The organism is Variovorax sp. WS11, assembly GCF_010499245.1.
In the GTDB taxonomy this organism is placed as follows: Bacteria; Pseudomonadota; Gammaproteobacteria; order Burkholderiales; family Burkholderiaceae_C; genus Variovorax.
Window position 1 is genome coordinate 179,114 of the sequence record NZ_JAAGOW010000002.1, and the last position, 23,849, is coordinate 202,962.

Below are 23,849 nucleotides of genomic sequence, written 5' to 3' on the forward strand. Positions count from 1 at the left end.
GCATGACCACGCCGATCTGCTCACGGTAACGCCACAAGCCGAGCTGCCGAAGCGGGACGCCACCCACGCTGACGCTGCCCTCCTGCGGCTCCAGTTGTCCCAGCATGACCTTGAGCAAGGTCGTCTTCCCGCAGCCCGAAGGTCCAGCGATCGCCACCGATTCGCCGGGCTCGATCTTCAGGCTCACATCCTTCAGGATCCAGGGATCATCCGACGCGTACCGAAAGCTGACATTGCACAGTTCGATGGAAGCGGCAACGCCTTCCTGCGAACGATGAAGGGCAGCATCGCGCATTGATTCCCGCTCGGCCAACACGATGTCGGCGAGCCGCTCGGTTTGCAAGCCCAGCATCTTGAACGACAGGAGCTGGTCAACCAAGGCCGATGCCCGGCTGACGAACTGCGTCCTGTAGCCCAGGAACGCGATCAGCATGCCGACCGACAGCTGGCCACCCAGGACGAGCCGCGCACCCAGATACAACACCGCGGCGTTCTCCAGCACCATCAGCATGGCGTTGAGCGAACTGAAGGACATCATCTGCCGCTGTACCGCCAACCCGGCATTGGTGCTCGCGACCGCGAGGTTCATATACCGGCGCTGCCGGTCTTCCTCGCGGTTGAAGAGCTTGAGCACCTGAATGCCGCGCACGCTCTCCATGAAGTGACTCTGCTGCTTGGCCGAGCGCACGATCTGCTCCCCGCTGGCACTGCGAAGCGCGCCGTAGCGCAGGACGCGAATCAGGGTGTAGAGCAGAACCACGCCGCCGGCGACTGCCGCCAGTTGCGGGCTGTAGAACAGCATGACGATCAAGGTGATCGTAGCCATGATGCCGTCGACGACGACCCCCACCATGCCGCCGGTCAGCGCTTGCTGCAGTGCGCCGATGCTCCCGAAGCGCGAGACGATGTCGCCCAGGTGCCGCTTCTCGTACCAGGCCATGGGCAGGTGCAGCAGATGCGCGAAGCTGCTGCTCGTCCATTGCAGATTCAGTGTGGTCGTCAGGTGCAAGAGAACTCTTGCGCGCACCCAGCCGGCCGCAACCTGGAAGCTGCCCACGAGCACCAGCCCCGCGATCAGCACCGCGAGCAGGTCCGCATCGCCGGAGACCAGGACGTCGTCGATCACCCATTGCGAGAAGAAGGGCAGCACCAGGCCAAACGCTTCCAGCGCGGCTGCGAGAACGAGCACCTGCACCAGCGAGCGGCGCAGACCGCGCGCCTTTGCGAGAAGCGTACCGAGCCGCAGTTGCTGCCGCTCTTTTCGTGGCTTGAACGAGAGGCCCGGAACCATCTCCAACGCGATGCCCGTGAACGAGCGCCCCGCCTCATCGTGCTTCAGCGTTCGCGAGCCGTGTGCCGGGTCCAATATGTCGATGGACTCACGACGCACACGCTGGAGCACGACGAAATGCTTGAGGTCCCAGTGCAGGATGCAGGGTGTTTCCAGCTTGTCCAGATCTTCCAGGCCGAGCCGCAAGGGTCGGGTTTGAAACCCCAGTGCCTCGGCGATCTTCATCAACTGCGCCAGCGTCGCGCCCTTGAGAGAAACCGCGTACCTGGCACGCAAGCTCGGCAGATCCGTGTCGTAGCCGTGGTAGCCCGCCACCATCGCCAGCGAGGCCAGGCCGCACTCGGCGGCCTCGGTCTGCAGCACGAGACGCAGCTTGCGGCCGAAGCCGAACTGAAGACCTTCGAGCATCGATGGATCAGTGAATCCAGTTGCCCGAGATGGAGAACAGCGGCTCGAACACCCATTCGAGCAGAGTGCGCGTGTCGAGAATCAGGTTGGCGTCGAAGCCCATGCCCGGCTGAAGGGGTTCTTCCTTGCCATAGGCCGACACCGACTTCTTCGTGAGAGCGAGGCTCGCGATATAGAACAACTCGCTCGGCGCTGCAGCAGGTGGCGGGTACGGCAACTCGCTCCCGCTCACGGCGACCCGGGACAACTTGATCACGCGTGCCTCGTGGCTTCCGAACTTTTGATAGGGGAAGGCCTTGAACTGCAAAAGGGCTCGGGTTCCCAGGCGCACGAAGCCGGCCGCCCTGGAAGGGAGGTACACGTCCGCCTGCAGCTCCGATCCTTCCGGGATGAGGTTGAGCAAGGGCTGGCCGGGCACTGCCAGCTTGCCCCGGTCCGTCAGGATTGCGGTCACCACCCCAGCCTGGGGCGACTTCAGCAACAACTCGCGCCGGGACTCGTTCTCGACGCGATCCTGCTCGATCGAAGAAAGAGCGCGATCGTTCGCCGCCAGCGCGTTGAGGTGCTTCACAGGCAGCGCTGCCACGTCGGCCTCGACCGCGCCCGTGTCGCGCAGCAAGCTGGTCTCGTTGCGACGAATCGATTCGAGCGCTGCCAGATCGGCCATGCGCTCCTGTTCCTTCTGCTGCAACGCCATGTCGGAGACAAACTTCGCAGCGTGCAGTTCGCGCTGCCTGGCGAGCATCTGGTCGGTGAGGCGAATCCGTTCCTGTTGAAGCGACAAGGCCGTTCGTACCTGCGCCAACTCGGTCCGCAGGTTGATCAGCCGATCGCTGAGTGCTTTGCGCTGTTGATCGTGAAGTTCATCGAGCTTGGCCCGCTCCTGCCTCAACGACGTGCGGCGAAGCTGAAGTTGCTTGTCGATTTCGATCGACGCATCGCCGGCGCCCGTGAAGCGCTCGGAGTTCAGAACAGCCAATGTTTCGCCGAGCGCGACACCCTGACCTTCCACGACCGAGAGCCGCGTCACGATGCCGGCTTGCGAAGCCGTCACTTTGACGATTCCGGCATTGGGTACGAGATAGCCGCTGGCGCGAATCTTTCGGGTGTATTGACCGACAACCAGGTAGAGAAGCAAGCTCGCGGCAAGGACGGCAAAGCCAATGGAAAGTGCAACGAAGGAAAGAGGCCTGCTGACGACGATTTCTCCGAGCCATGCGTCTTGGCGCGCCGCAAAAACCTCTGAGCGAAAAAGCGGATTCTCAACGGACGAATGAGACTCCATGACTCCTTATCGTGAATCCAGAGTCGAGCCACCGACATGAGGGGGCGATGAGTTTTCAGAGATGAATTTCTCTTTTACTGCGCCCAAAAATTCTTCCACCACAAACGACTCAGTCAACCCGCAGCTGCCGCACACGCGAAGACGGTATCTAGGATTTTTTAGCCATTCCGCAAAACCCAGAGGCAACACGCTAGGAAAAATACCACCACCCGCGTTAACCTCTGTCAAATAATGATCACCACCCCCACAATTACGGCAATGACGCTTCAGTTCATCGGTCGGCATGTCACCTCTTCTTATAGATGCTTTTAGAAATTGAGGCCGATTCGGTCTCAATTGTTTTACGAAATATCGCTCACGGCCCGCCTGCGGGATCGCCCATTTGGTTGACTGAAGGCATGGATGATCCACCTTGGCCGCCCTGAGCACCAACTGAATTACCGAGCGCGTTGACTCCGGCTGCAATTGCGCCAAGCGCTGCAGCCATCGCGCCAGCCGGTGTCGCGGCCCCAGCCAATCCAATAGCTGCTCCGATTCCTCCGATCGCCGAAGCAATCGCTCCGAAGGGACTCGCACTGCTGGAAGAATCCGAGCAACCGCCGGTTCCACATCCTCCATCGCCGCAGCTCGAGCCGTCTCCAGCGCCGCAGCCTGCTTCACCTCCGTAGACGAGCAACAGTTCATCGTCGGTGAGATTTCGAATTCCACTGGATCTCGTCGCCATTTTTTTCTCTTTCCCTTGATTTCTCATGAAACAAATTTCTCATGAGATTTGACCGCAAAATTGCAACCAAATTTCAGTCACCCTCACTCATCAGTTTTACCTTCAGCGATTTGAAGAATGCACCCAGTGCAACCGCCACGATCACTCCAATTGCACCACTGCCGTAATGAGCAGCAAACTCCCACGGGAAGATAAACGGAAATATCCATTGACTCACCGCAACCATCGAACAACCCAACAACAGCAGCACCGCAATCGCCTTGAACAACAAGACTACTTTCGTGGCAAGACTGGTCATTGACCCCCTTCAGGTCGGCTGTCGGCGATGCATCGCCTCAAGACTCGGATTTGGCGCGAAATGCGCCGCGGCCTCAATCCCCCGATCGGGTTATTCGAAATGACCCGATCGGGTCAAAGCCGTTCACGCGCGAGGGCACCGATGGCTGCGCCGCGCCCAACGCCCCGCCGGCCAACACCCGGTGCGCCAACTCCACGCGGTTCCTCGCGTCGGTCCGTTTCATCAACACGGCGAGCTGCCGCTTGATGGTCTCGCCGCTCTTGCCGAGTTGCCGGCCGATCTCCTTGTTGGTCATGCCTTGCAGCAGCAAGTCGAGCACGGCGCGCTCGGCGAGCGTGAACGCCGGCAAACGGGCAACAGAGTTGGAGGGGGCGTGGGCCTGCTCACAGCGATAGAGGCTGCTGAGCGCGGCATGCATCGCCGGCATCACCCGCTGCTGCAGCGCATGGCGATCGGCAACCGCCTCCGGTCCCACGTCGTAGAAGGCGGCCGAAGTGAGCACGCGGTCGTTTCTCTCGCCCTCCAGATGCGAAAACGCCAGCAGGTTTCGCCAACCGGCGCGCCGGAAGGTCGTGCGCCACAAAGGGTCGATGTCAGCCCCTTGATCCTGCTCGACGTCGAAGAACTCGGGCCCGCCAGACTGGATCAGCCGCGTCAGGATCGGGCTTCGCACATTGCCGCCCACGCAAGCAATCGCGGCCTGGTAGGCGGGCGGCAAGCCGAAGCTCCAGGTCTGGATGGCCGAATAGCCGCCGGAATGCGGGACCGACTGCCCGCACAAAACCGCAGCGCTCGGCAAGACGGTGCTCAACAGCTCCTCGACCCACCACGTCAAGCTGTCGGCATCACTGATCAGCCGCGCGGCACTGGCCAGTACATCCCTGGACATTCGTGTTGTCATTTTTTGTATCCCTGAAATTCGTCGCGCTTTGTAACCGAGCCCGCCCAAAAAGCCAATCAGAAATGCTGCTGTAGCGCCCAGCCGAGTTCCTACCCGCCCACCGTGCCTCGCTCCGCCTCATCCTCCCTCCATTCGCGACCCGATCGTCTCCCACCGGCCCGGTGGTGTTCATCGTGATCGGCCTCCTGATCGCCGCCTACTGGTGGCTGGACCCGCAGCCGCCCAAGCACGTGACGCTCGCCACCGGCCCCGCGGGCAGCGCCTACGCCGAGTTCGGCAAGCGCTACGCGGCGGCCCTCAAGTCCAACGGCATCGAGGTCGTGCTCAAGCCCACCGACGGCTCGCAGGACAACCTGCAGCTGCTGCGCAGCGGCGGCGCCGACGTGGGCTTCGTGCGCGGCGGCAGCGCCGAGCCGGTGGCCGACGAGGAAGCGGGGCTGACTTCGCTGGGCAGCCTGTTCTACGAGCCGCTGTGGTTCTTCTACCGCGCCGACGCGGCTCACGCGATCGACCGCAAGACCGGGCGGCTGAGCTCGATCGCCCAGTTCAAGGACCTGCGCATCAACGTCGACAAGCCCGGCAGCGGCGTGCCGGAGATCATGGAACGGATGTTCCGTGCCAACCACATGGAGCCGCAGGCACTGCAGCTGTCCAACCTCGAGCAGACGCCGGCCACGGAGGCGCTGCAGGCCGGACTGCTCGACGTGATCGTGCTGGCCTCGGCACCGCAGTCGCCGCTGGTGCAGCGGCTGCTGCGCGCACCGGACATCCGGCTCATGGAGTTCGACCAGAGCGACGCCTACTCGCGCCGCTTCGCATTCCTCCAGCCCGTCACGCTGCCGCGCGGCGTGGTCGACCTGGCGACCGACCTGCCGCCGCAGGACAAGGCGCTGCTCGCGGCCACCACCTCGCTGCTGGCCAGCGAAAAGACGCATCCTGCGCTGCGGCAGCTCTTCGCGCAGAGTGCCCAGACGCTGCACAGCGGCGCGGGCTGGTTCAACCGCGCGCGCGACTTCCCGAACACCCGCACCAGCGAGCTGCCCGTCAGCCCCGAGGGCGACCGCGCCATCAACGGCACGCCGCCCTTCTGGCAGCGCTACCTGCCCTTCTGGGCCAGCAACCTGGTGGAGCGCATGTGGCTGGTGCTGGGCGGCCTGCTGGTGCTGATGCTGCCGCTCAGCCGCGTGGTGCCGCCGCTCTACCAGTTCCGCGTGCGGCGGCGCGTGTTCCGCTGGTACGCGCGGCTGCGCGAGGTGGAGCACAAACTGGAAGCCGGCAAGGGCGAGCGCGAGGCGCTCATCGAGGAACTGGACAACCTCGACCGCGTGGTCAACAAGGTGGCGGTGCCGCTGTCGTATGCCGAAGAGCTCTACGCGCTGCGCAACAACATCTATGCGGTGCGCAAGCGGGTGCTGGCCCGGATGCCGCAGCATGCCGGCTAGGCGGAGTCTGTGCGCGGCCGGCGCATCGCCTCGGGCACCGGCTGCATTTGCGCATGCGCGCGCCGTCGGCGGTACGCGATCCAGGTGACGACGCCGCAGCCGGCGAGGTTGATGAGCGACACCGCAACGAGAAAGGCATCCGCGACCACCAGGGTGCCGTACAGCAGTGCAGTGAGGTGCGACACGCTCCACGATCCCCAGGTCGTCAGCGAGATCGACTGCGCACCGTCGCGGCAGCGCCAGACCACGACGATCTGCGGCACGTAGGTCAGCACGCGGCAGGCGTTCGTGAGCAGGTAGGCCCAGCCGATGGCGGCCAGCCAGAAGTCCGGTGGCAGGTTCTTCACGATCACCCCCCTTCGACTGCATGTCGATCGATCGCAGTGGGTCGATGATGCGGATGAACGAGTGGGCACACATCCTCCCGCCAAGGGAGGGCGCCACGGCGCGGCGCCGGGCTATCGAATTCGCAGGGCTCAGCGCTCCAGCCGCAGCAGCTTGCCGTTGCTGCTGTCCGTCAGCAGGTAGAGCCAGCCGTCGGGCCCCTGCCGCACGTCGCGAATGCGCTCGCCGCGATCGGCCAGCAGGCGCTCGCGCGCGGTCACCGTGTTGCCGCTGAGCGTGAGCCGCCACAGCGCCGTGCCCGCCAGCGCGCCGACGAAGAGGCTGCCCTTCCAGTCGGGCAGCGCATCGCCGCTGTAGAAGGCCATGCCGCTGGGCGCGATGGAGGCCTTCTGCGTGCCGGGCGTCCAGGCCGAGCCGTCGATCTTCTCCCAGTAGCTCAGCGGCTGTTCCATGCCGGCCTTGGCGGTGCCTTCGCCGACCTGCGTAAGGGTGCCGTACTCCTGTCCGTAGCTGATGATCGGCCAGCCGTAGTTCCTGCCCGGCAGCGCGAGGTTGACCTCGTCGCCGCCCTGCGGGCCATGCTCGTTCACCCACAGCTCGCCAGTGGTGGGATGCAGCGCCGCGCCCTGGGCATTGCGATGGCCGTAGCTCCAGATCTGCGGCTGCGCACCGCCCACGCCGAAGTTGGGATTGCCCGGCGCCGGCGCGCCGTCGGTGCTGATGCGCATCACCTTGCCGTGGCCGCGCGTCAGGTCCTGCGAGAAGCCGCGCTGGTCGTTGTTCAAGCGCTCGCCCAGGGTGATGAACAGGTGGCCGCTGCGGTCGAAGACGAGGCGCGATCCGAAGTGCGCACTGCTCTGCGCCTTGGGCAGCTGGCGAAAGATCACGACCAGGTTGCTCAGGCTGCGATTCGCCGTGTCGAGCTCGGCGCGCGCGACCGCCGTGCCGTTGAAGCTGGCGTCGGTGCCGTCGCGCTCTGCATAGCTGAAGTAAATGCGGCGATTGGTGGCGAAGGCCGGGTCCACCGCGACGTCGAGCAGGCCGCCCTGCCCCACCACCTCGACCGCCGGCAGGCCGCTGACCTGGTCGGCCCCGCCGTTGACCGGCGTGCCGTCCGCATTGCGCAGGCGCAGCTGGCCGCTGCGCTGCGTCACCAGCAGCTTGCCGTCGGGCAGGAAGGCGAGGCTCCAGGGATTGGCGAATCCGCTGGCCAGCTCGACCACCTTGACATTCATCGGGCCGGGCACCGGCGCAGGCGCAGGTGCAGGTGCAGGTGCAGGTGCGGGCGCAGGTGCCGGGGCCGAATAAACAGCAAGGCTGGCGCCACGGCGCCGGTGCAGGAATTAGCCGACCGCTGACCCCGAAGGCGTTGATCGCCACGCTGCTTACCGCCGCCGCCTGCAAAGCCGCGAAGAAGGGTCACCGCCGTCATCTGCGCCGTGCTGCACCGCAATATGTCACTCCTTCAGGCACGTCCTGCGCGCCAGATTTGAAGTGTGGACGCCGGATTTCAAACCGGCGCTGTCAGCGCACGCCGTTTCTTACTTCAGCGCCTTGAACCGCATCCGATGCGGCTTGGCGCCTTCCTCGCCCAGGCGCTTCTTCTTGTCGGCCTCGTACTCCTGGTAGTTGCCGTTGAAGAAGGTCCATTGGCTGTCGCCCTCGGCCGCGAGGATATGGGTCGCGATGCGGTCCAGGAACCAGCGGTCGTGGCTGATCACGAGCACCGAGCCCGCGAATTCGAGCAAGGCGTCTTCGAGCGCGCGCAGCGTCTCGACGTCCAGGTCGTTCGAGGGTTCGTCCAGCATCAGCACGTTGCCGCCGGCGATCAGTGTCTTGGCCAGGTGCAGCCGGCCGCGCTCGCCGCCGGAGAGCGTGCCGACCTTCTTCTGCTGGTCGGCACCGTTGAAATTGAAGCGGCCGGCATACGCGCGGCTCGCCATCTGGAACTTGCCGACGTTGATGATGTCGAGACCGTTCGAGATGTCTTCCCACACCGTCTTCTCGTTGGCGAGCGCATCGCGGGTCTGGTCGACGAAGGCCATCTTGACCGTCTGGCCGACCACCACCTCGCCGCTGTCGGGCTTTTCCTTGCCCGCGATCAGCTTGAAGAGCGTGGACTTGCCGGCGCCGTTCGGGCCGATGATGCCGACGATGGCGCCGGCCGGGACCTCGAAGCTCAGGTTGTCGATCAGCAGGCGGTCGCCGAAGGACTTGCTGACGTTCTTGAACTCGAAGACCTGGTTGCCCAGGCGTTCCGCCACGGGGATGAAGATTTCCTGCGTCTCGTTGCGCCGCTGGTATTCGTAGTCGGACAGTTCCTCGAAGCGGGCCAGGCGCGACTTGCTCTTGGCCTGGCGCGCCTTGGGGTTCTGGCGCGACCATTCGAGTTCCTTCTTCAGCGCCTTGGCGTGGGCTTCCTCGCTCTTCTGCTCTTGCGCCAGGCGTTCGCCCTTCTGCTCGAGCCAGGTGCTGTAGTTGCCCTTCCACGGAATGCCACGGCCGCGGTCGAGCTCGAGAATCCACTCGGCCGCGTTGTCGAGGAAGTAGCGATCGTGGGTAATGGCCACCACGGTGCCCGGAAAGCGCTGCAGGAACACTTCGAGCCACTCGACCGATTCGGCGTCCAGGTGGTTGGTGGGTTCGTCGAGCAGCAGCATGTCGGGCTTGGACAGCAGCAGCCGGCACAGCGCCACGCGGCGCTTCTCGCCGCCCGAGAGCACGCCGATGTTGGCCTCCCACGGCGGCAGGCGCAGCGCGTCGGCGGCGATCTCGAGCTGGTGCTCGGAGTCGGTGCCGGCGGTCGCGATGATGGCTTCGAGTTCGGCCTGCTCGGCCGCCAGCGCGTCGAAGTCGGCGTCTTCAGCGCCGTAGGCCACGTACACCTCTTCGAGGCGGGCCTTGGCCGCGTAGACCGCGCCCATCGCTTCCTCGACCGACTCGCGCACGGTGTGCGCCGCGTTGAGCTTGGGCTCCTGCTCGAGGTAACCGATCGTGAGGCCGGGCATCGGCAAGGCCTCGCCTTCGATTTCCTTGTCGAGGCCGGCCATGATCCTGAGCAGCGAGGACTTGCCCGAGCCGTTCAGGCCCAGCACGCCGATCTTGGCGCCGGGGAAAAAGGAGAGCGAAATGTCCTTCAAGATCTGCCGCTTGGGCGGCACGGTCTTGCTGACCTTGTTCATGGTGTAGACGTACTGGGCCATGGCTATGTCCGTTCGATGATGGGAGCTGCTCGGGGTGGCCGGGAAACCTGGCAACGATCTTGCGCGAGGATCGATTGCGAGTCAGCCTTGCATGGCAGGCGCTTGCTGCTGCAGCGCGATTTCCGACCGGGTCTGCCGTCAAGTCTAACGCAGGCCCCTCGAAGGGGTGCTCGAGCCGCTGCTATTCTTTGGGCCGTCCGGGCCTGCGATACCGTCCGGCGCCGGCCATACCCTCTTCTCCATTCCATGAGCGCCACGCCCACCCACGACGCCTTCGAACAGGCCCGGCAGCTGTTCCTCCAAGGCCTGAAGGACTTCGAGGAAGGCCGCTTCGAGGCCGCCGAGCAGCGCTTCCGGTCTTCGCTGGCCCTGCTGCCGGGCCGCGTCTCGACCCTCGTGAACCTTGCCGCGACGCAGCTGAAGCTGGACCGCCCCCAGGATGCGCTGGCCACGGCGGAGCAGGTGCTGGCACTCGAGGCCGGCAACGCCGATGCCTGGTTCCACAAGGCCGGCGCCCTCGGGCAGCTGAACCGCCACCCGGAGGCCCTGCTCGGCTACGAGAAGGCGATCGCGCTGGCCCCGCAGGGTGCTGCTGAACTCTGGTTCCGCCATGGCCAGACTCTGCAGGCGCTGGACCAGCCCGTGCGCGCCCTCGCCTCCTACGAACGCGCGCTGGCCGCCAACCCCGGCCTGGCGCAGGCCTGGAGCAACCGCGGCGGCATCCTGCGCGAGATGAAGCGCAACGAGGAAGCCGCCGACGCCTTCCGGCAAGCCCTGGCGCACGGCGCCGATCCCGAATTGCACCAGTACTACCTGGCCTCCGTCTCGGCGCAGTCCGTTCCGCCGGTGGCGCCGGGCCACTACGTCGAGACGCTCTTCGACGACTACGCAGAGCAGTTCGATGCACACCTGGTGGGCACGCTCGGCTATCGGGCGCATGACACGCTGGTCAAGCATCTGGCAGCGCTGGGCCGCGGGCCTTTCCGCTGCGCCCTCGACCTCGGCTGCGGGACGGGCCTGTGCGCCACCTTGCTCAAGCCGATGACGCAAAGGCTCGAAGGCGTCGACCTGTCCAGCCTGATGCTGGACAAGGCACAGGCCCTCGGGCTCTACGACCGTCTCGTGCATGCGGACATCGTGGACCATCTGCAGGGCACCGAAGAGCGCTACGACCTGGTCACCGCGGCCGATGTATTCATCTACGTCGGCGACCTCGAACCGGTCTTCGCTGTGCTCGACCGCGCACTCGAAGCCAAGGGCGTCTTCTGCTTCTCGGCCGAATGCGCCTCCGGCGAAGCCGTCGACTTCGAGCTGCTGCCGAGCCTGCGCTATGCCCATTCCGAACGCTACCTGCGCGCGCTGGCTGCGCGGCACGGATTCGATCTGCTGCAGCTGATTCGTGCCCCCATCCGCGAAGACCAGCGCGAGCCCATCCACGGCATGTACGTCTATCTGGCACGCCGATGACCCCTGGATTTCGCTGGGCAAAGCCGAGTCGTGCGACAATCCGTGACGTTGCCGGGTCCAGTTGCCCGCAACACCGGCTCCCTGCCGGGGACGAAGAAGGCCCAACCCAGGCTCTCGCGCTCCACTCCTGACCCCTATCTGCCCCTACTGACCCCGCGTCAAAAGACATTTCGCGTGGGTGGGCCGGTACCACCGCGCCGTGGAAGGCGCTTGTCTGAACTCAATGAACTTTGACGATCTGAAGCTGGCTCCCGCCATCTTGAAAGCCGTGCACGAGCAGGGCTACGAAACCCCCACCCCCATCCAGGCCCAGGCCATTCCCGCAGTGCTCGAAGGCCACGACCTTCTGGGCGGCGCCCAGACCGGCACCGGCAAGACCGCTGCCTTCACCCTCCCCCTGCTGCACAAGCTCACGATGAGCCGCAGCGCCACCAACAAATTCGGCGGCACCGGCGTGCGCGCCCTGGTGCTCACTCCCACCCGCGAGCTCGCGGCCCAGGTCGAGGAATCGGTGCGCACCTACGGCAAGTACCTGCAGCTGAGCTCCACCGTGATCTTCGGCGGCGTCGGCATGAACCCGCAGATCAGCAAGCTCAAGAGCGGCGTCGACATCCTGGTGGCCACCCCCGGCCGTCTGCTCGACCTGCAGCAGCAGGGCATGCTCGACCTCTCCACCGTGCAGATGCTGGTGCTCGACGAGGCCGACCGCATGCTCGACATGGGCTTCATCCACGACGTGAAGAAGATCCTCGCGCTGGTCCCCGCCCAGAAGCAGAGCCTGCTGTTCTCAGCCACCTTCAGCGACGAGATCCGCGACCTGGCCGCCACGCTGCTGAAGGACCCGCAGAGCATCCAGGTCACGCCGCGCAACACCACGGTGCAGCGCATCGCGCAGGTGATCCACCCGGTGGGCCGCGGCAAGAAGAAGGCCCTGCTCGCCCACATCATCAACGAGCACGACTGGAGCCAGGTGCTGGTGTTCACCCGCACCAAGTTCGGTGCCAACAGCGTGGCCGAATTCCTCTGCAAGAACGGCGTCCAGGCGATGGCGCTGCACGGCAACAAGAGCCAGAGCGCGCGCACGCAGGCACTGGCCGGCTTCAAGAGCGGCGAGATCCGCGCCCTGGTGGCCACCGACATCGCGGCCCGCGGCATCGACATCGACGAGCTGCCGCACGTGGTGAACTACGAGATCCCCAACATCAGCGAGGACTACGTCCACCGCATCGGCCGCACCGGCCGCGCGGGCGCCAGCGGCGAGGCGGTGAGCCTGGTCTGCCTGGACGAAGAAGGCTTCATGCAGGAGATCGAGCGCTTCACCAAGCAGCAGATCCCGGTCAAGGTCATCGAGGGCTTCGGCCCCGAGGAAGGCGAGCGCGCCGAGCCCATCGCGATGGGCCGCCAGACCCTGTGGGGCGGCGCCGGCCGTCCGCCGAGCCGCGACGTGATGCAGGCGGCTGCCAAGGCGGCGCGCCAGGAAATGATGCAGCGCATCCGCGACAACAAGGCGGGGCAAGGCGAGCGCGGCGGTAGTGGTGGCAATGGCGGCAATGGCAACGGCAACGGCGGTCAGCGCCGCGGCGGCCAGGGCGCACCGGCGGGCCACGGCACGGCGGACAGGGGTCAGGGCCAAGGCCAGGGTCAGCGCGCCCAAGGCGGCCGTGGCCGGGCCGGCGCAGGCCCACGCGCCCCCACCATGCCCTCATCACGCAGAACCACTGCCACACGAAGAGCGCCAGCCCGCCGCCACGGCAGCGCACCACAGCCCCACGCAGGCCGACGCGCACTGGCGCACCAGCGTGCCGAGGCGATCGCCATGGCGCGGCAAGGCCAGCCTGATCGTTGCGCACCAGCGTCGACAGCTTCGGCGGTCGCGGGCGGTCGTGGCGGCGGTGGCGGCAGTGGTGAGCCGCGGTTGCTCTCCGGTGGCGGCGGCGGTCGCTCCGGCGGCGGCTGGCGGTGGCGGTGGTGGCGGCTGCGGCTGACGGTGGCCGCTCGCTGACCGCTGAGCCAGCGAGCCTGCGGGACTCCAGACTCCCACACCTGGGCGCTTCGGCGCCCTTTCGCTCGCGCGTGGAGTCGTCAGCGCTCACGCAGTGAACTAGCGAAAAGTTCTCAGTCACCACACCTGCGGCCTTTGGCCAGTAACCTGAAATCCAACGAGTTGGAGCGGCTCATGTGTTCCAAAATGTAGGCATGTTATTTACCCAATGCTTGTATTTGACCTATTAATGTAGGCATACACATCCATGTCGTGCCAGATCGTGGCTCACCGCCACCATTACCTGCGAAGGTCTACCGCGAGGCTCCAAGGTCAGCAAAGCGCACGTAGCCAATCTGTCGAACCTATCGGCCCGCGCAAAGATCGAAACCGCATTCGAGCAGCCCTGCGCGCGGCAGACGCGCCCCACACAGCCGCTCACGCAGTGCCAGGAGATCACCGTCGCGTTCACGTAGCCATATACGAAGCCGTTGGCGAGGCTATACTGGCAGCTGGGCTTCGCCTCGGTGCTACCTCCAAGCCCTGCCGCGAGCCGCGGTGACCCTAATTTGCCGCTGGTGGCCTCGCGCATCGCAACGCCGCAATACCAAGTTGGCCACCCGCGCTGGTATGCAACGCTGGCCGGGACTTCGGTATCGCCGACGCCGACGGGCGGCACCTGTACGCGGCGATGGACTGGCTGCTCGCGCGCCAGGCCGCGATCAGAAGAAACTCACCGCACGCACGCGTCGCCGAGGGGCTGGCCACGGCACCCTGGTGCCCAGCACGACCTATCGTCAGTACTGAGACGCTTATTTGCCCTCTGGCCAGGCCTCGGCTATAGCCGCGACAGCAGAAGGGCCTGCTGCAGATCCAGCACGTACCTGCTCCTGCCGATGCGCGAAACGCCCGCTGGCCGTGTCGGTGTACGGAGCAGTGTGGCCGACAGCCTGACCTTGCTGCCCGAGGTCAAGCGGCTGCGCGAGTTCGACGTCGAACAACTGGTGATGGTGGGTGACCGCGGCATGATCTCAACAAGGCGATCCGGAGATGCGCGCACGCCGCGGGTCGAGGGCGTGGGCTGGATCAGTGCGCTGAAAGGCGCTCGTCTCGATTCGCGCGCGCTTTGCTGGTCAGGCAGATTACCACCACGGCTTAGTTTGTTCGACGTGCAACCTGCTTGAACTGACTCGCCAGGACTACCCGGGCGAGCGCCTGGTGGCATGCCGCAATCCGGAACTCGCTGAAGCTGCGCACGCGCACCAAGCGCGGGACCACCTTTCGCCGCCACCGAGGACCAATCTGCAGTCAAGGCCGGGTGGTGCACTCAGGCTGGCTGGGCGCGACGAGATCAGCTTACGCGTGGGCAGGGTCGTCCAGCCAGTACAAGGTCGCATAAGCACTTCGAGCTGGTGATTGGCGACAACGCCTTCACCTTCACGCGCAAGACGAGACGCCATCGCTGCAAGGGCGGCACTGGACGGCGCCCCATCATCATCCGCACCTCGGTGCCAACGACGCAGATGGACGCGTCCCAGTGCGTGCCGCGCAACTACAAGGCGCTCGCCAACGTCAGGCGCGCGTTCCGCTCCACATCAAGACGATCGATCTGGTGCGCCCGATCCACACCACCGCACCACCGCTGATCGGGTGCGCGCGCACATCTTCCTGTGCATGCTGGCCTACTACGTCGAGTGGCACATGCGCGAGGCTTGGGCGCCGCTGATGTTCGCCGACACGGATCAACAGGCCAAGGCCGCGCGTGACCCGGTGGCGCCGGCTACGCGATCCAAGGCGGCGCTGGCCAAGGTGGCCCGCCACATGCTGGATGACGGCACGCCGGTGCATAGCTTCTCGACCCTCATGGCCGAACTCGCCACCATCGTGCGCAACACCTGTCGCACGCCCAACGCCGGGGCCGACGCGCCGACCTTCGAGGTGCTCACTACACCCAACGTGCAGCAGCAGCGAGCGCTCAACCTCATCCAGCAGATCCGGTTGTAGACAGAAGCCGGACTCCCGAACTCACGCCAAGTGCTTGTCGTGCAAAGGCAAACTCGCTCGACGGCTTCAGGAACTTCGGACTAGCATGCGCGCACAAGGAGCGGAGCCGTCCCATGCCCATCTCGCCGAAGCGCGCCGCACTCGCCTGCGCTGTCACCGCCGCCCTGCTCGCCGCCGTTGGCTGCGGCAGCCCCGGCGGCATCTCGATGCCCCCGTCCATCCCGACCGCGCCGGGACAGGTGCAGGTCAAGCTGATCGGCTTCAACGACCTGCACGGCAACCTGGAGCCACCCAGGCTCGCCATCAGCGCGCCCGCGGCGGGCGGCGGCACGGTCCCGGTGCCGGCCGGCGGGGCGGCCTACATGGCTTCGGCCATCGCCGCGCTGAAGGCGAAGAACCCGAACCACGCGGTGGCGTCGGCCGGCGACATGATCGGCGCCTCGCCGCTGGTCTCCGCCCTCTTCCTCGACGAGCCGACCATCGAGGCGGTGAACGAGATGAAGATCGACTTCAACGCCGTCGGCAACCACGAATTCGACAAGGGCCAGACCGAGCTGCTGCGCATGAAGAACGGCGGCTGCGCCAGGAACACGCCGCTCGCGCCCTGCCGCGTGAACAAGTCCTTCCCGGGCGCCAACTTCGGCTTCCTCGCGGCCAACACGGTGAAGCGCGACGGCAGCACGCTGTTCCCGGCCACCGGCATCAAGAGCTTCACGCAGGGCGGCGCGACCGTGAAGGTGGGCTTCATCGGCATGACGCTCAAAGGCACGCCGACCATCGTCTCGCCCGCGGGCGTCGCCGGCCTGAACTTCAAGGACGAGGCCGACACCGCCAACGCGCTGATCCCGCAGCTCAGGTCGCAAGGCGCCGACGCCATCGTCGTCGTGATCCACGAAGGCGGCATGACCTCCGTGGGCTACAACGACAAGCGCTGCACGGGCCTCTCGGGCGACATCCTGCCGATCCTCGAGCGCCTCGACGCGCAGGTGGACGTGGTGATCTCCGGCCACACCCATCGCGCCTACATCTGCGACTACGGCAGGATCAACGCCGCCAAGCCCTTCCTGCTGACCAGCGCGGGCCAGTACGGCACGCTCCTGACCGACATCGACCTCACGATCGACACACGCACGCGCAAGGTCACGGCCAAGTCGGCCAGCAATGTGATCGTGCAGGGCGAGGCCTTCACCAGCGGCGCCAACACGGTCGCGACCACAGACCAGTACCCGAGCTTCGCCAAGAACCAGACGATCGCCGCGCTGATCTCCAGCTACGCCGGCGTCGCCGCGCCGCTGGTGCAGCGCGTGGTGGGCCGGCTCGCGGCCACCGCCACGCGCACCCAGGTGGCTTCGCGCGAGAACGTGCTGGGCAACCTGATCGCCGATGCCCAGCTGGCCGCCACCGCCGCGCCGGCCAAGGGCGGCGCCCAGATCGCCTTCATGAACCCGGGCGGCGTGCGCGCCGACCTGGCGCCGGCGGCCAACGGCGACGTGAGCTACGGCCAGATCTTCACCGTGCAGCCCTTTGGCAACAGCCTGGTGGTGAAGACGATGACAGGTGCGCAGATCAAGGCCGTGCTCGAGCAGCAGTTCAACAGCGGCACGAACACCGTCGCGCAGCCGCGCGTGCTGCTGCCGTCGAAGTCGTTCAGCTACAGCTACGACCTGTCGAAGCCGGCGGGCTCGCGCATCAGGGCGATGGTGCTGAACGGCACCGCGATGAGCGATGCCGCCCGCTACCGCGTCGCGATGAACAGCTTCCTGGCGACCGGCGGCGACAACTTCACCGTGTTCACCCAAGGCACGGAGGCGCTGGGTGGGGATCAGGACATCGATGCGCTGGAGGCGTACATCGCGGCCAACAGCCCGTTGGCACTGCCGGCGGCCAACCGGATCACGAACCTGGCGCCTTGAATAGAGGAGCTGACCGAAGGCGAGGTGATGAGATATGAAGGCTATCGCGGGCTCGAAGATGCGGTAGGTGCTGCCTCCGCGCGCCCGCATTGACGTGAACTTTCTCCTGCTGTTGTGTTGCGGGGTGCTGGTTATGATCCGCGCCGAACAAATAGCAACACTTTGAAACGGGGGAATTCATGAGCTACCGCTGCGGCGCCGTAGTCGAAAAACATCGTGGTCAAGCTGGCGCGGCAGCGCGCAAGCGCCTGGGCAGTCTTGCGCTGCTGATCCTTTTGCTCGTTTCCCAGTGGCTCGCCATCCTTCCGGCACAAGCGGAAGTAGCGCCGGTCACCGAGTCGGAAATTAGACCGAAGTTCCCGCCCTCTGTAGTTACTCCAACTACGGCAAGTGCTTGTCGCTGCTGATGAATCCTCCTCTCTGGAGGATTTTTTTGGATGATACATGTAGTCACTAAATTGACTTGAAGTTTGATGATATGTGACTAGAGTTGTTTCCATGGCAGCCCGAACCGGTACCGCTCATGTCGTCACTACGACGCGCACCTACAAGGACCAGGTCTATCGCACCCATCTGCTGCGCCGCAGCTACCGCGAGGACGGCAAGGTCAAGAACGAGACCCTGGGCAACCTGTCGCACCTGCCCGATGAGCTCATCGAGATCATCCGGCGCTCGCTGCAGGGCGAGACCTTCGTGCCCGTGTCCTCGGCGTTCCAGATCACGCGCTCGCGTCCCCACGGCCATGTGCAGGCAGCAGGCGCCGCGATGGCCAGCCTGGAGATGGCCTCGCTGCTGGCCTCCAAGCCCTGCGCCGAGCGTGCGCTGGTGCTGGCCATGGTGGCCGCGCGCATCGTCGCCCCGCACACGAAGCTCGCCACCACGCGCTGGTGGCACACCACGACACTGGCCGAGGACTTCGGTGTCGCCGACGCCGATGAGGATGATCTGTATGCGGCGATGGACTGGCTGCTCGAGCGCCAGGATCGCATCCAGAAGAAGCTCGCCTCGCGCCATCTGAGCCCCGGTGGCCTGGTGCTGTACGACCTGTCCTCCAGCTACTTCGAGGGCAGTTGCTGTCCGCTGGCCAAGCTTGGCTACAGCCGCGATGGCAAGAAGGGCCTGCTGCAGGTCAACTACGGCCTGCTCACCGATGCGCGCGGCTGCCCGCTGGCCGTGTCGGTGCACGAGGGCAACGTCGCCGACAGCCAGACCTTGATGCCCGAGGTCAAGCGGCTGCGCGAGGACTTCGGCATCGAGCAGCTGGTGATGGTGGGCGACCGCGGAATGATCTCGAACAAGGCCATTGACGAGATGCGCGAGAGCGACGGCATCGCCTGGATCACGGCGCTGAAGAGCGTCTCGATCCGCGCGCTGGTCGAGCAAGGGCAGCTGCAACTGGACCTGTTCGACGAGCGCAATCTGCTCGAGCTGAGCTCGCCGGACTATCCGGGCGAGCGCCTGGTGGCATGCCGCAATCCGGAGCTTGCCAAGCTGCGCACGCACAAGCGCGAGGAGTTACTGGCGGCCACCGAGGCCAACCTCGAGAAGATCAAGGCCCGCGTGGACGCGGGCAAGCTCGCCGGGAAGGATGAGATCGGCTTGCGCGTGGGCAAGGTGATCAACCAGTACAAGATGGCCAAGCACTTCGAGTTGGCCATCGGCGACACCGCCTTTACCTTCGCGCGCAAGACAGACGCCATTGCCGCCGAGGCGGCGCTGGACGGCATTTACATCATCCGTACGTCGGTGCCGCCCACACAGATGGACTCGGCCGACTGCGTGCGCAACTACAAGGCGCTCGCCAACGTCGAGCGCGCGTTCCGCTCGCTCAAGACGATCGACCTAAAGGTGCGCCCGATCCACCACCGCACCGCCGATCGGGTACGGGCTCACATCTTCCTGTGCATGCTGGCCTACTACGTCGAGTGGCACATGCGCGAGGCTTGGGCGCCGCTGATGTTCGCCGACACCGACCGGCGCGCCAAGGCCACGCGTGACCCGGTGGCGCCGGCCACGCGTTCCAAGGCGGCGCTGGCCAAGGCAGCCCGCCACACCCTGGACGACGGCACGCCCGTGCACAGCTTCTCCACCCTGATGGCCGAGCTCGCCACCATCGCGCGCAATACCTGCCGAGCCCCACAGGCCGGCCCCGAGGCGCCGACCTTCGAGGTCCTCACCACGCCCAACGCCAAGCAGCAGCGCGCGCTCGACCTCATCCAGCAGATCCGCCTGTAGACAGAAGTCGGAACCCCGATCTCACGCCAAGTCCTTGTCGTGCAAAGGCAAACGCGCTTCGCGCTTGGGGGAATCTCGGATTAGAGCATGCGGCTTCAACAACACGCCGAGGTCCATGGACTGCTCGAGCTATGAGTCGGTGTTCAGTGCGGTGGACGCCTTCTGCAAAGAATGGTCGAACATGCAGGCGTATCTGGCTTATTCCACCTCCGGGTACTCCAACAATGGGCTCGTTGCCCACGATTAATACAAGATCAACTGTAGGAACTCACTCAACCCGCCGGGCGTCAATTCGGGTTGGGAAGGCGGATTTCTTCGGATTGAAAGAACCGCGCAATGCACAGGCAATGGGTGGCAGCTCGCCTTGCCGACGAGAGTTTGCACAAGGCCGGACACGGCGCGATCTTGCCGTCCTGGCGACGCGGGCAGCAGCACTCCTTTCCCCATACTTCCCGCCACTTCCGAAAAGTACCGCAACGAACTCGACTGGAGCGACAGCGGACCTGCGCCCTTGAACCCGATGATGCAAGAGAATAACGAGCGCGCCGAAGCCGAGCCTGCTGACGCTGTGACACGCGGAGTACTTCGTCGCGCGCTTGGGTTGCTCGTTCTTGCTCTGTTGCCAATCTCGATCGCCTCGTGTGGCAAGTCAGGCTCTCCTGCTGAAGACAACGTCCGGCAGCAGTTGGTCGGAACTTGGCTTAGCGAGATCGACTATGAGGGGGCCAAGATCCGCGCCGTCACTGATATGACCCAAGACGGCGCATTCCGTGAACTCGAGCGAGCGGTCGATTCAAAGGGGATGTCTACGGAGGCCTCGTATGGTGGAGAGTGGTCTTTCGATGGCATAAACTTCAAAAGAAAATACACAAGCAAAGATGGCCGGCTGCTTTCCAATTCCAAGTTCGAGTACGCAACTTACGCCGTCCGCATGTCCAAGAACAACGAATTTGTCGGCGTGGACAACGTTCAACAAAGAACTGTTCAGTTCGCTCGCACCAGCGCTGGCACGCGACCTTAACGTCGCGAGATCTGATTGTCTGGGACGGCTTCTCGCCCAACACCACCCGCACCTGGAACTGGGCTAGTACGGCACACCGAACCGCCTGTATGTGCATGGCGAACTCGACTTCTTCTATGCCTGCGACGAGGATGGAACGCTGCTTGGCGAGAGCGGCAAGGACGGCACGAACAGCAGCGGCGCGGCGTTCTACCTCTGAGTGCCGACTTCCAGCGGGCCGATCTCGGTCATGACTTGAAATGGAAACACAACTATGGTTTTTCTCGCAATCACGATCACTGGTCTCACAATACTGTTCGTTTATGGCATGAAGCTTCTGAATCGACGCGGTATATGGGAATCGGCTGGCTTGGGCCGGGGTCCAGGCGGGCCGATGATCTCGGGAGTGCAATCGATGGGCACGCGCGTCGGCGCGTGGTGGTCGAATGATGCGTAAGGCGAGTGGCGCCGCTTGACCATCCGCGGCGAGCGCTTGTTCAGCGTGCGGGTGGCGCGGATCCGGGCGCAGGCTTCGAGCAGTTCATTGAACCACCGTCGTCGACGCCTCGGGCGCGCTGGGGGGAAAGGCCCCGGAGCGGGGCTGTGCGCGGCGAAGCAGCTGCACATGCCCTGTGAAGGACAGCTCGGCGTGTGCCATTCGATGCCGTGTGGCGCCCTGATGCAGCAGCCAGCGCACCGAGTAGTGCGCCAGCACCCAACCATAGAACTCCTGGCGCACGAGCTCCGCGGTCTTGCTGCGCAGCACGCGGCGGCTCTGTCGCAGGTGCGTCTTGAGCTCGTCGAACAAGGGGGCGACATTCTGCCCGTCAACATCTCTCGCATGACATCGTAGTGCGCTACCGCTTCCACCCTCTTGTGGGTGGGAGCCTCGCGGTGGTCAGGGTGCACGACGTCTGCGGCGAGCCCTGCTACGTCATCCGGCGGCACGATGGCACGACGGTGTCCGTCCCCGCGTGGATGACCGAGCTTTCGGCGGGCGACGTGCAAATCGTCGAGCAATCGCGCTTGCCGCTTGCAACGCTGCTGGAGCTGCGCCGCTGGGTATCGACGTTCCTATCCTCACGGGTTTGCACAAACCCTACAGGAGAGCGCGATGCCGCCACGCCCGATGGCCCAGACAGTGCTGTTCGACGACGCCGAAGAGCAACCTCTGCCACAACTGCCGCAGGACGTTCAGATCCATCTGCTGCAGCAGATGGTGCAGTGGATGCGAGTCGTCGCCGTGGCGATCAACAAGGGAGAACGCGATGAACAAGATCACCGCTGAGCATCTGTCGCGGCGGGCGTGCGTGTATGTTCGCCAATCGACGCCGGACCAAGTTCACAACAACCTCGAGAGCCAGCGTCGGCAGTACGCGCTGGTCGATCGTGCTCGGCAACTGGGATGGGAGCGCGTGGAGGTCATCGACGACGATCTTGGCCGCTCCGGTTCAGGCACGCTGCGTCCGGGCTTCGAGCGTTTGCTGGGGTTGCTGTGCGACGGCGAGGTCGGCGCGGTGCTGAGCATCGAAGCGTCGCGCCTGGCGCGCAACGGGCGCGACTGGCACACGTTGCTGGAGTTCTGCAGCGTCGTGGGGACGTTGCTCATCGATGCGGATGGCATCTATGATCCCGCGCAGATGAACGACCGGCTGCTGCTGGGCATGAAGGGCACGATCAGCGAGATGGAGCTGGCCAGCTTTCGGCAGCGAGCGCACGAAGCAATGAAGCAAAAGGCCAAACGCGGGGAGCTTTTTATGGGCGTACCCATCGGCTACGTGCGCACCTTCGATGACCGCCTCGAGAAGGATCCCGACGAGCGCGTGCGCGCGGCCATCTATCTGGTGTTTCGCAAATTCGCCGAACTCGGCAGCGCCCGGCGCGTGTATTTCTGGCTGGGTAAGCAAGGCATCGAGATGCCGGCTGTGACGAGCGCCGGCGGCGCCGAACGAATCGTGTGGAAGGTCCCACGCTACCACAGCGTGCTGAGCCTGCTGCAGAACCCGATCTACGCAGGTGCTTACGCATACGGTCGCAGCAAGACCAGCGTGCGCATCGAGGATGGACGCAAGCGTGCCGTGCGAACCTCCCATCGCAAGCCCGAGGACTGGTCGGTGCTGATCCTCGATCATCACGAGGGCTACATCGACTGGGACGCGTATCGTGGCAACCAGGAGTTGATGGCTCACAACACCAATGGACGCGGCAGCGCGGTGCGCGGTTCGATCAGGAGCGGCAGCGCGTTGTTGTCGGGACTGCTGCGCTGCGGACATTGCGGGGCCAAGCTGTGCGTAGCCTATCCAGGCCCGACCAGCATCCGCTATCAATGCACCACGCGTATCCTCAGCCGCGACCATGCCTGCTGTGTCATGTTCGGCGGCCTCGGCGCGGATCGACTGGTGGGCGAGCAAGTGCTGCGCTGCCTGCAGCCGCTGGGACTGCAAGCGGCGCTGCAGGCCATCGATCAGCTGCAAAGCGTCGAGGACGAACGGCTGGCCCAGAAGCGTCTGGCGCTGCAGCGGGCCCGCTACGAGGTCGACCGTGCGCAGCGCCAGTACGATGCCGTGGACCCCGCCAACCGTCTTGTCGCTGGGTCATTGGAGCGGCGCTGGAACGACGCTTTGAGCGTGCAATCGCGGCTCGAGGCAGAGGTCGCGGAGTTGATGCAACAGCGCCCTGATGCGCTCAGCGACGAAACCAAGCAAGCCCTCATGTCGTTGGCCGAGGATGTGCCGCGGCTATGGGACCACCCGGACACCACGCCCGATGTCAGGAAGCGCATCGTGCGCACCGTGATCAAGGAGATCGTCGTGACCTCCGAGGGTGACTCGGTGCGCTTCATCGTGCACTGGCAAGGCGGTGATCACACCGAGCTGTGGTTGAAGAAGACGCCCACGGGTGCGCATCGCTACGTGACGAGCGCCGAGACGATCGAGCTGATCGCTTCGCTGGCTCGCCTGCAGCCCGACGAGCGCATAGCCGCCACCATCAATCGACTGGGCCACCGCACGGCGCACGGGCATACCTGGACCGCTACGCGCATCTGTTCGATCCGCAATGGCCACGGCATCGCGCCGTACCGCCAGGGCGAACGTCAGGAACGTGGTGAGCTGACCGTTGATGAGGTCGCCGCCGCTTTGCACGTCACGCCGACCACCGTGCTGCGACTGATCCGCCAGAAGGACCTTGCGGCCAAGCAAGCCTGCCGCAACGCGCCGTGGACCATTCGCCAGGCCGATCTCGATGAATTTCTCGCCGCCCGTGCCGAGCCAGGCCCGTCAACTCACGTCGCGGGCCAGCTGGCCCTTGATATTCAATGACATACGAAGGAGTGCAGTATGAAAGGCAGTCG

The 23,849-nt window shown here is 65.0% G+C and carries 18 protein-coding genes and 1 pseudogene; 10 read left to right on the forward strand and 9 right to left on the reverse strand.

Annotated features, from left to right (window positions below; all coding sequences use genetic code 11):
- Nucleotides 1–19 precede the first annotated feature (19 nt).
- From GXN78_RS21390 to GXN78_RS21410, 5 genes and pseudogenes are all read right to left on the reverse strand, one after another.
- Nucleotides 20–1,699, reverse strand: a pseudogene (locus tag GXN78_RS21390) (peptidase domain-containing ABC transporter); the annotation flags it as partial.
- A 7-nt stretch (nucleotides 1,700–1,706) separates the two neighbouring features.
- Nucleotides 1,707–2,984: an HlyD family efflux transporter periplasmic adaptor subunit gene (locus GXN78_RS21395; protein WP_106558661.1), complete on the reverse strand. Its 1,278-nt coding sequence runs from the start codon at nucleotides 2,982–2,984 to the stop codon at nucleotides 1,707–1,709.
- A 6-nt stretch (nucleotides 2,985–2,990) separates the two neighbouring features.
- Complete coding sequence (locus GXN78_RS21400) at nucleotides 2,991–3,692, reverse strand: hypothetical protein (RefSeq protein ID WP_164255617.1); 702 nt, start codon at nucleotides 3,690–3,692, stop codon at nucleotides 2,991–2,993.
- An 89-nt stretch (nucleotides 3,693–3,781) separates the two neighbouring features.
- Nucleotides 3,782–4,006 carry a hypothetical protein gene (locus GXN78_RS21405; RefSeq protein WP_106558660.1) on the reverse strand — a complete coding sequence of 75 codons (225 nt, stop codon included), beginning with the start codon at nucleotides 4,004–4,006 and terminating at the stop codon, nucleotides 3,782–3,784.
- Nucleotides 4,007–4,079: 73 nt separating this feature from the next.
- Nucleotides 4,080–4,895, reverse strand: a complete 816-nt coding sequence (locus tag GXN78_RS21410; protein ID WP_164255619.1) for a LuxR C-terminal-related transcriptional regulator — start codon at nucleotides 4,893–4,895, stop codon at nucleotides 4,080–4,082.
- A 131-nt stretch (nucleotides 4,896–5,026) separates the two neighbouring features.
- Between GXN78_RS21410 and GXN78_RS21415 the strand changes: the two genes are divergently transcribed.
- Entirely contained in the window at nucleotides 5,027–6,349 is a 1,323-nt protein-coding gene (locus GXN78_RS21415) for a TAXI family TRAP transporter solute-binding subunit (protein WP_164255747.1), read from the forward strand.
- Here GXN78_RS21415 and GXN78_RS21420 read toward each other — a convergent pair.
- From GXN78_RS21420 to ettA, 3 genes are all read right to left on the reverse strand, one after another.
- Complete coding sequence (locus GXN78_RS21420) at nucleotides 6,346–6,696, reverse strand: hypothetical protein (protein WP_146163103.1); 351 nt, start codon at nucleotides 6,694–6,696, stop codon at nucleotides 6,346–6,348. The genes GXN78_RS21415 and GXN78_RS21420 overlap by 4 nt on opposite strands.
- Before the next feature lie 129 nt (nucleotides 6,697–6,825).
- Nucleotides 6,826–7,929 (reverse strand): PQQ-dependent sugar dehydrogenase, encoded by a 1,104-nt coding sequence (locus tag GXN78_RS21425; RefSeq protein WP_164255621.1) that lies wholly within the window; start codon nucleotides 7,927–7,929, stop codon nucleotides 6,826–6,828.
- A gap of 306 nt (nucleotides 7,930–8,235) precedes the next feature.
- Nucleotides 8,236–9,897, reverse strand: coding sequence for an energy-dependent translational throttle protein EttA (ettA, locus tag GXN78_RS21430; protein WP_106561436.1), 1,662 nt, complete (start codon nucleotides 9,895–9,897; stop codon nucleotides 8,236–8,238).
- 246 nt (nucleotides 9,898–10,143) lie between these two features.
- Here ettA and GXN78_RS21435 point away from each other — a divergent pair, with 246 nt between their 5' ends.
- From GXN78_RS21435 to GXN78_RS21465, 7 genes are all read left to right on the forward strand, one after another.
- Nucleotides 10,144–11,364, forward strand: a complete 1,221-nt coding sequence (locus tag GXN78_RS21435) for a methyltransferase domain-containing protein (RefSeq protein ID WP_164255623.1) — start codon at nucleotides 10,144–10,146, stop codon at nucleotides 11,362–11,364.
- Between the two features lie 223 nt (nucleotides 11,365–11,587).
- The gene (locus GXN78_RS21440) at nucleotides 11,588–13,366 is read left to right on the forward strand and encodes a DEAD/DEAH box helicase (protein WP_239142846.1); all 1,779 of its coding nucleotides are present in this window, start codon (nucleotides 11,588–11,590) and stop codon (nucleotides 13,364–13,366) included.
- A 917-nt stretch (nucleotides 13,367–14,283) separates the two neighbouring features.
- Nucleotides 14,284–14,529, forward strand: a complete 246-nt coding sequence (locus tag GXN78_RS21445; protein WP_164255625.1) for a hypothetical protein — start codon at nucleotides 14,284–14,286, stop codon at nucleotides 14,527–14,529.
- Nucleotides 14,530–14,995: 466 nt separating this feature from the next.
- A complete protein-coding gene (locus GXN78_RS21450; RefSeq protein WP_164255627.1) occupies nucleotides 14,996–15,349 on the forward strand; it encodes a hypothetical protein in 354 nt (117 codons plus the stop codon).
- A gap of 206 nt (nucleotides 15,350–15,555) precedes the next feature.
- Entirely contained in the window at nucleotides 15,556–17,262 is a 1,707-nt protein-coding gene (locus tag GXN78_RS21455) for a bifunctional metallophosphatase/5'-nucleotidase (RefSeq protein ID WP_239142911.1), read from the forward strand.
- A gap of 498 nt (nucleotides 17,263–17,760) precedes the next feature.
- Nucleotides 17,761–19,497: an IS1634 family transposase gene (locus GXN78_RS21460; protein ID WP_106561502.1), complete on the forward strand. Its 1,737-nt coding sequence runs from the start codon at nucleotides 17,761–17,763 to the stop codon at nucleotides 19,495–19,497.
- 511 nt (nucleotides 19,498–20,008) lie between these two features.
- Nucleotides 20,009–20,518, forward strand: coding sequence for a hypothetical protein (locus GXN78_RS21465; protein ID WP_146163248.1), 510 nt, complete (start codon nucleotides 20,009–20,011; stop codon nucleotides 20,516–20,518).
- A gap of 520 nt (nucleotides 20,519–21,038) precedes the next feature.
- Here GXN78_RS21465 and GXN78_RS21470 read toward each other — a convergent pair.
- Nucleotides 21,039–21,305, reverse strand: a complete 267-nt coding sequence (locus tag GXN78_RS21470; RefSeq protein WP_164255629.1) for a hypothetical protein — start codon at nucleotides 21,303–21,305, stop codon at nucleotides 21,039–21,041.
- 306 nt (nucleotides 21,306–21,611) lie between these two features.
- Here GXN78_RS21470 and GXN78_RS41380 point away from each other — a divergent pair, with 306 nt between their 5' ends.
- Both GXN78_RS41380 and GXN78_RS21480 read left to right on the forward strand, forming a co-directional pair.
- Complete coding sequence (locus tag GXN78_RS41380; RefSeq protein WP_239142847.1) at nucleotides 21,612–21,785, forward strand: hypothetical protein; 174 nt, start codon at nucleotides 21,612–21,614, stop codon at nucleotides 21,783–21,785.
- Nucleotides 21,766–23,817 (forward strand): recombinase family protein, encoded by a 2,052-nt coding sequence (locus GXN78_RS21480; RefSeq protein ID WP_106561492.1) that lies wholly within the window; start codon nucleotides 21,766–21,768, stop codon nucleotides 23,815–23,817. The genes GXN78_RS41380 and GXN78_RS21480 overlap by 20 nt, the downstream gene beginning before the upstream one ends.
- Nucleotides 23,818–23,849: the final 32 nt, after the last annotated feature.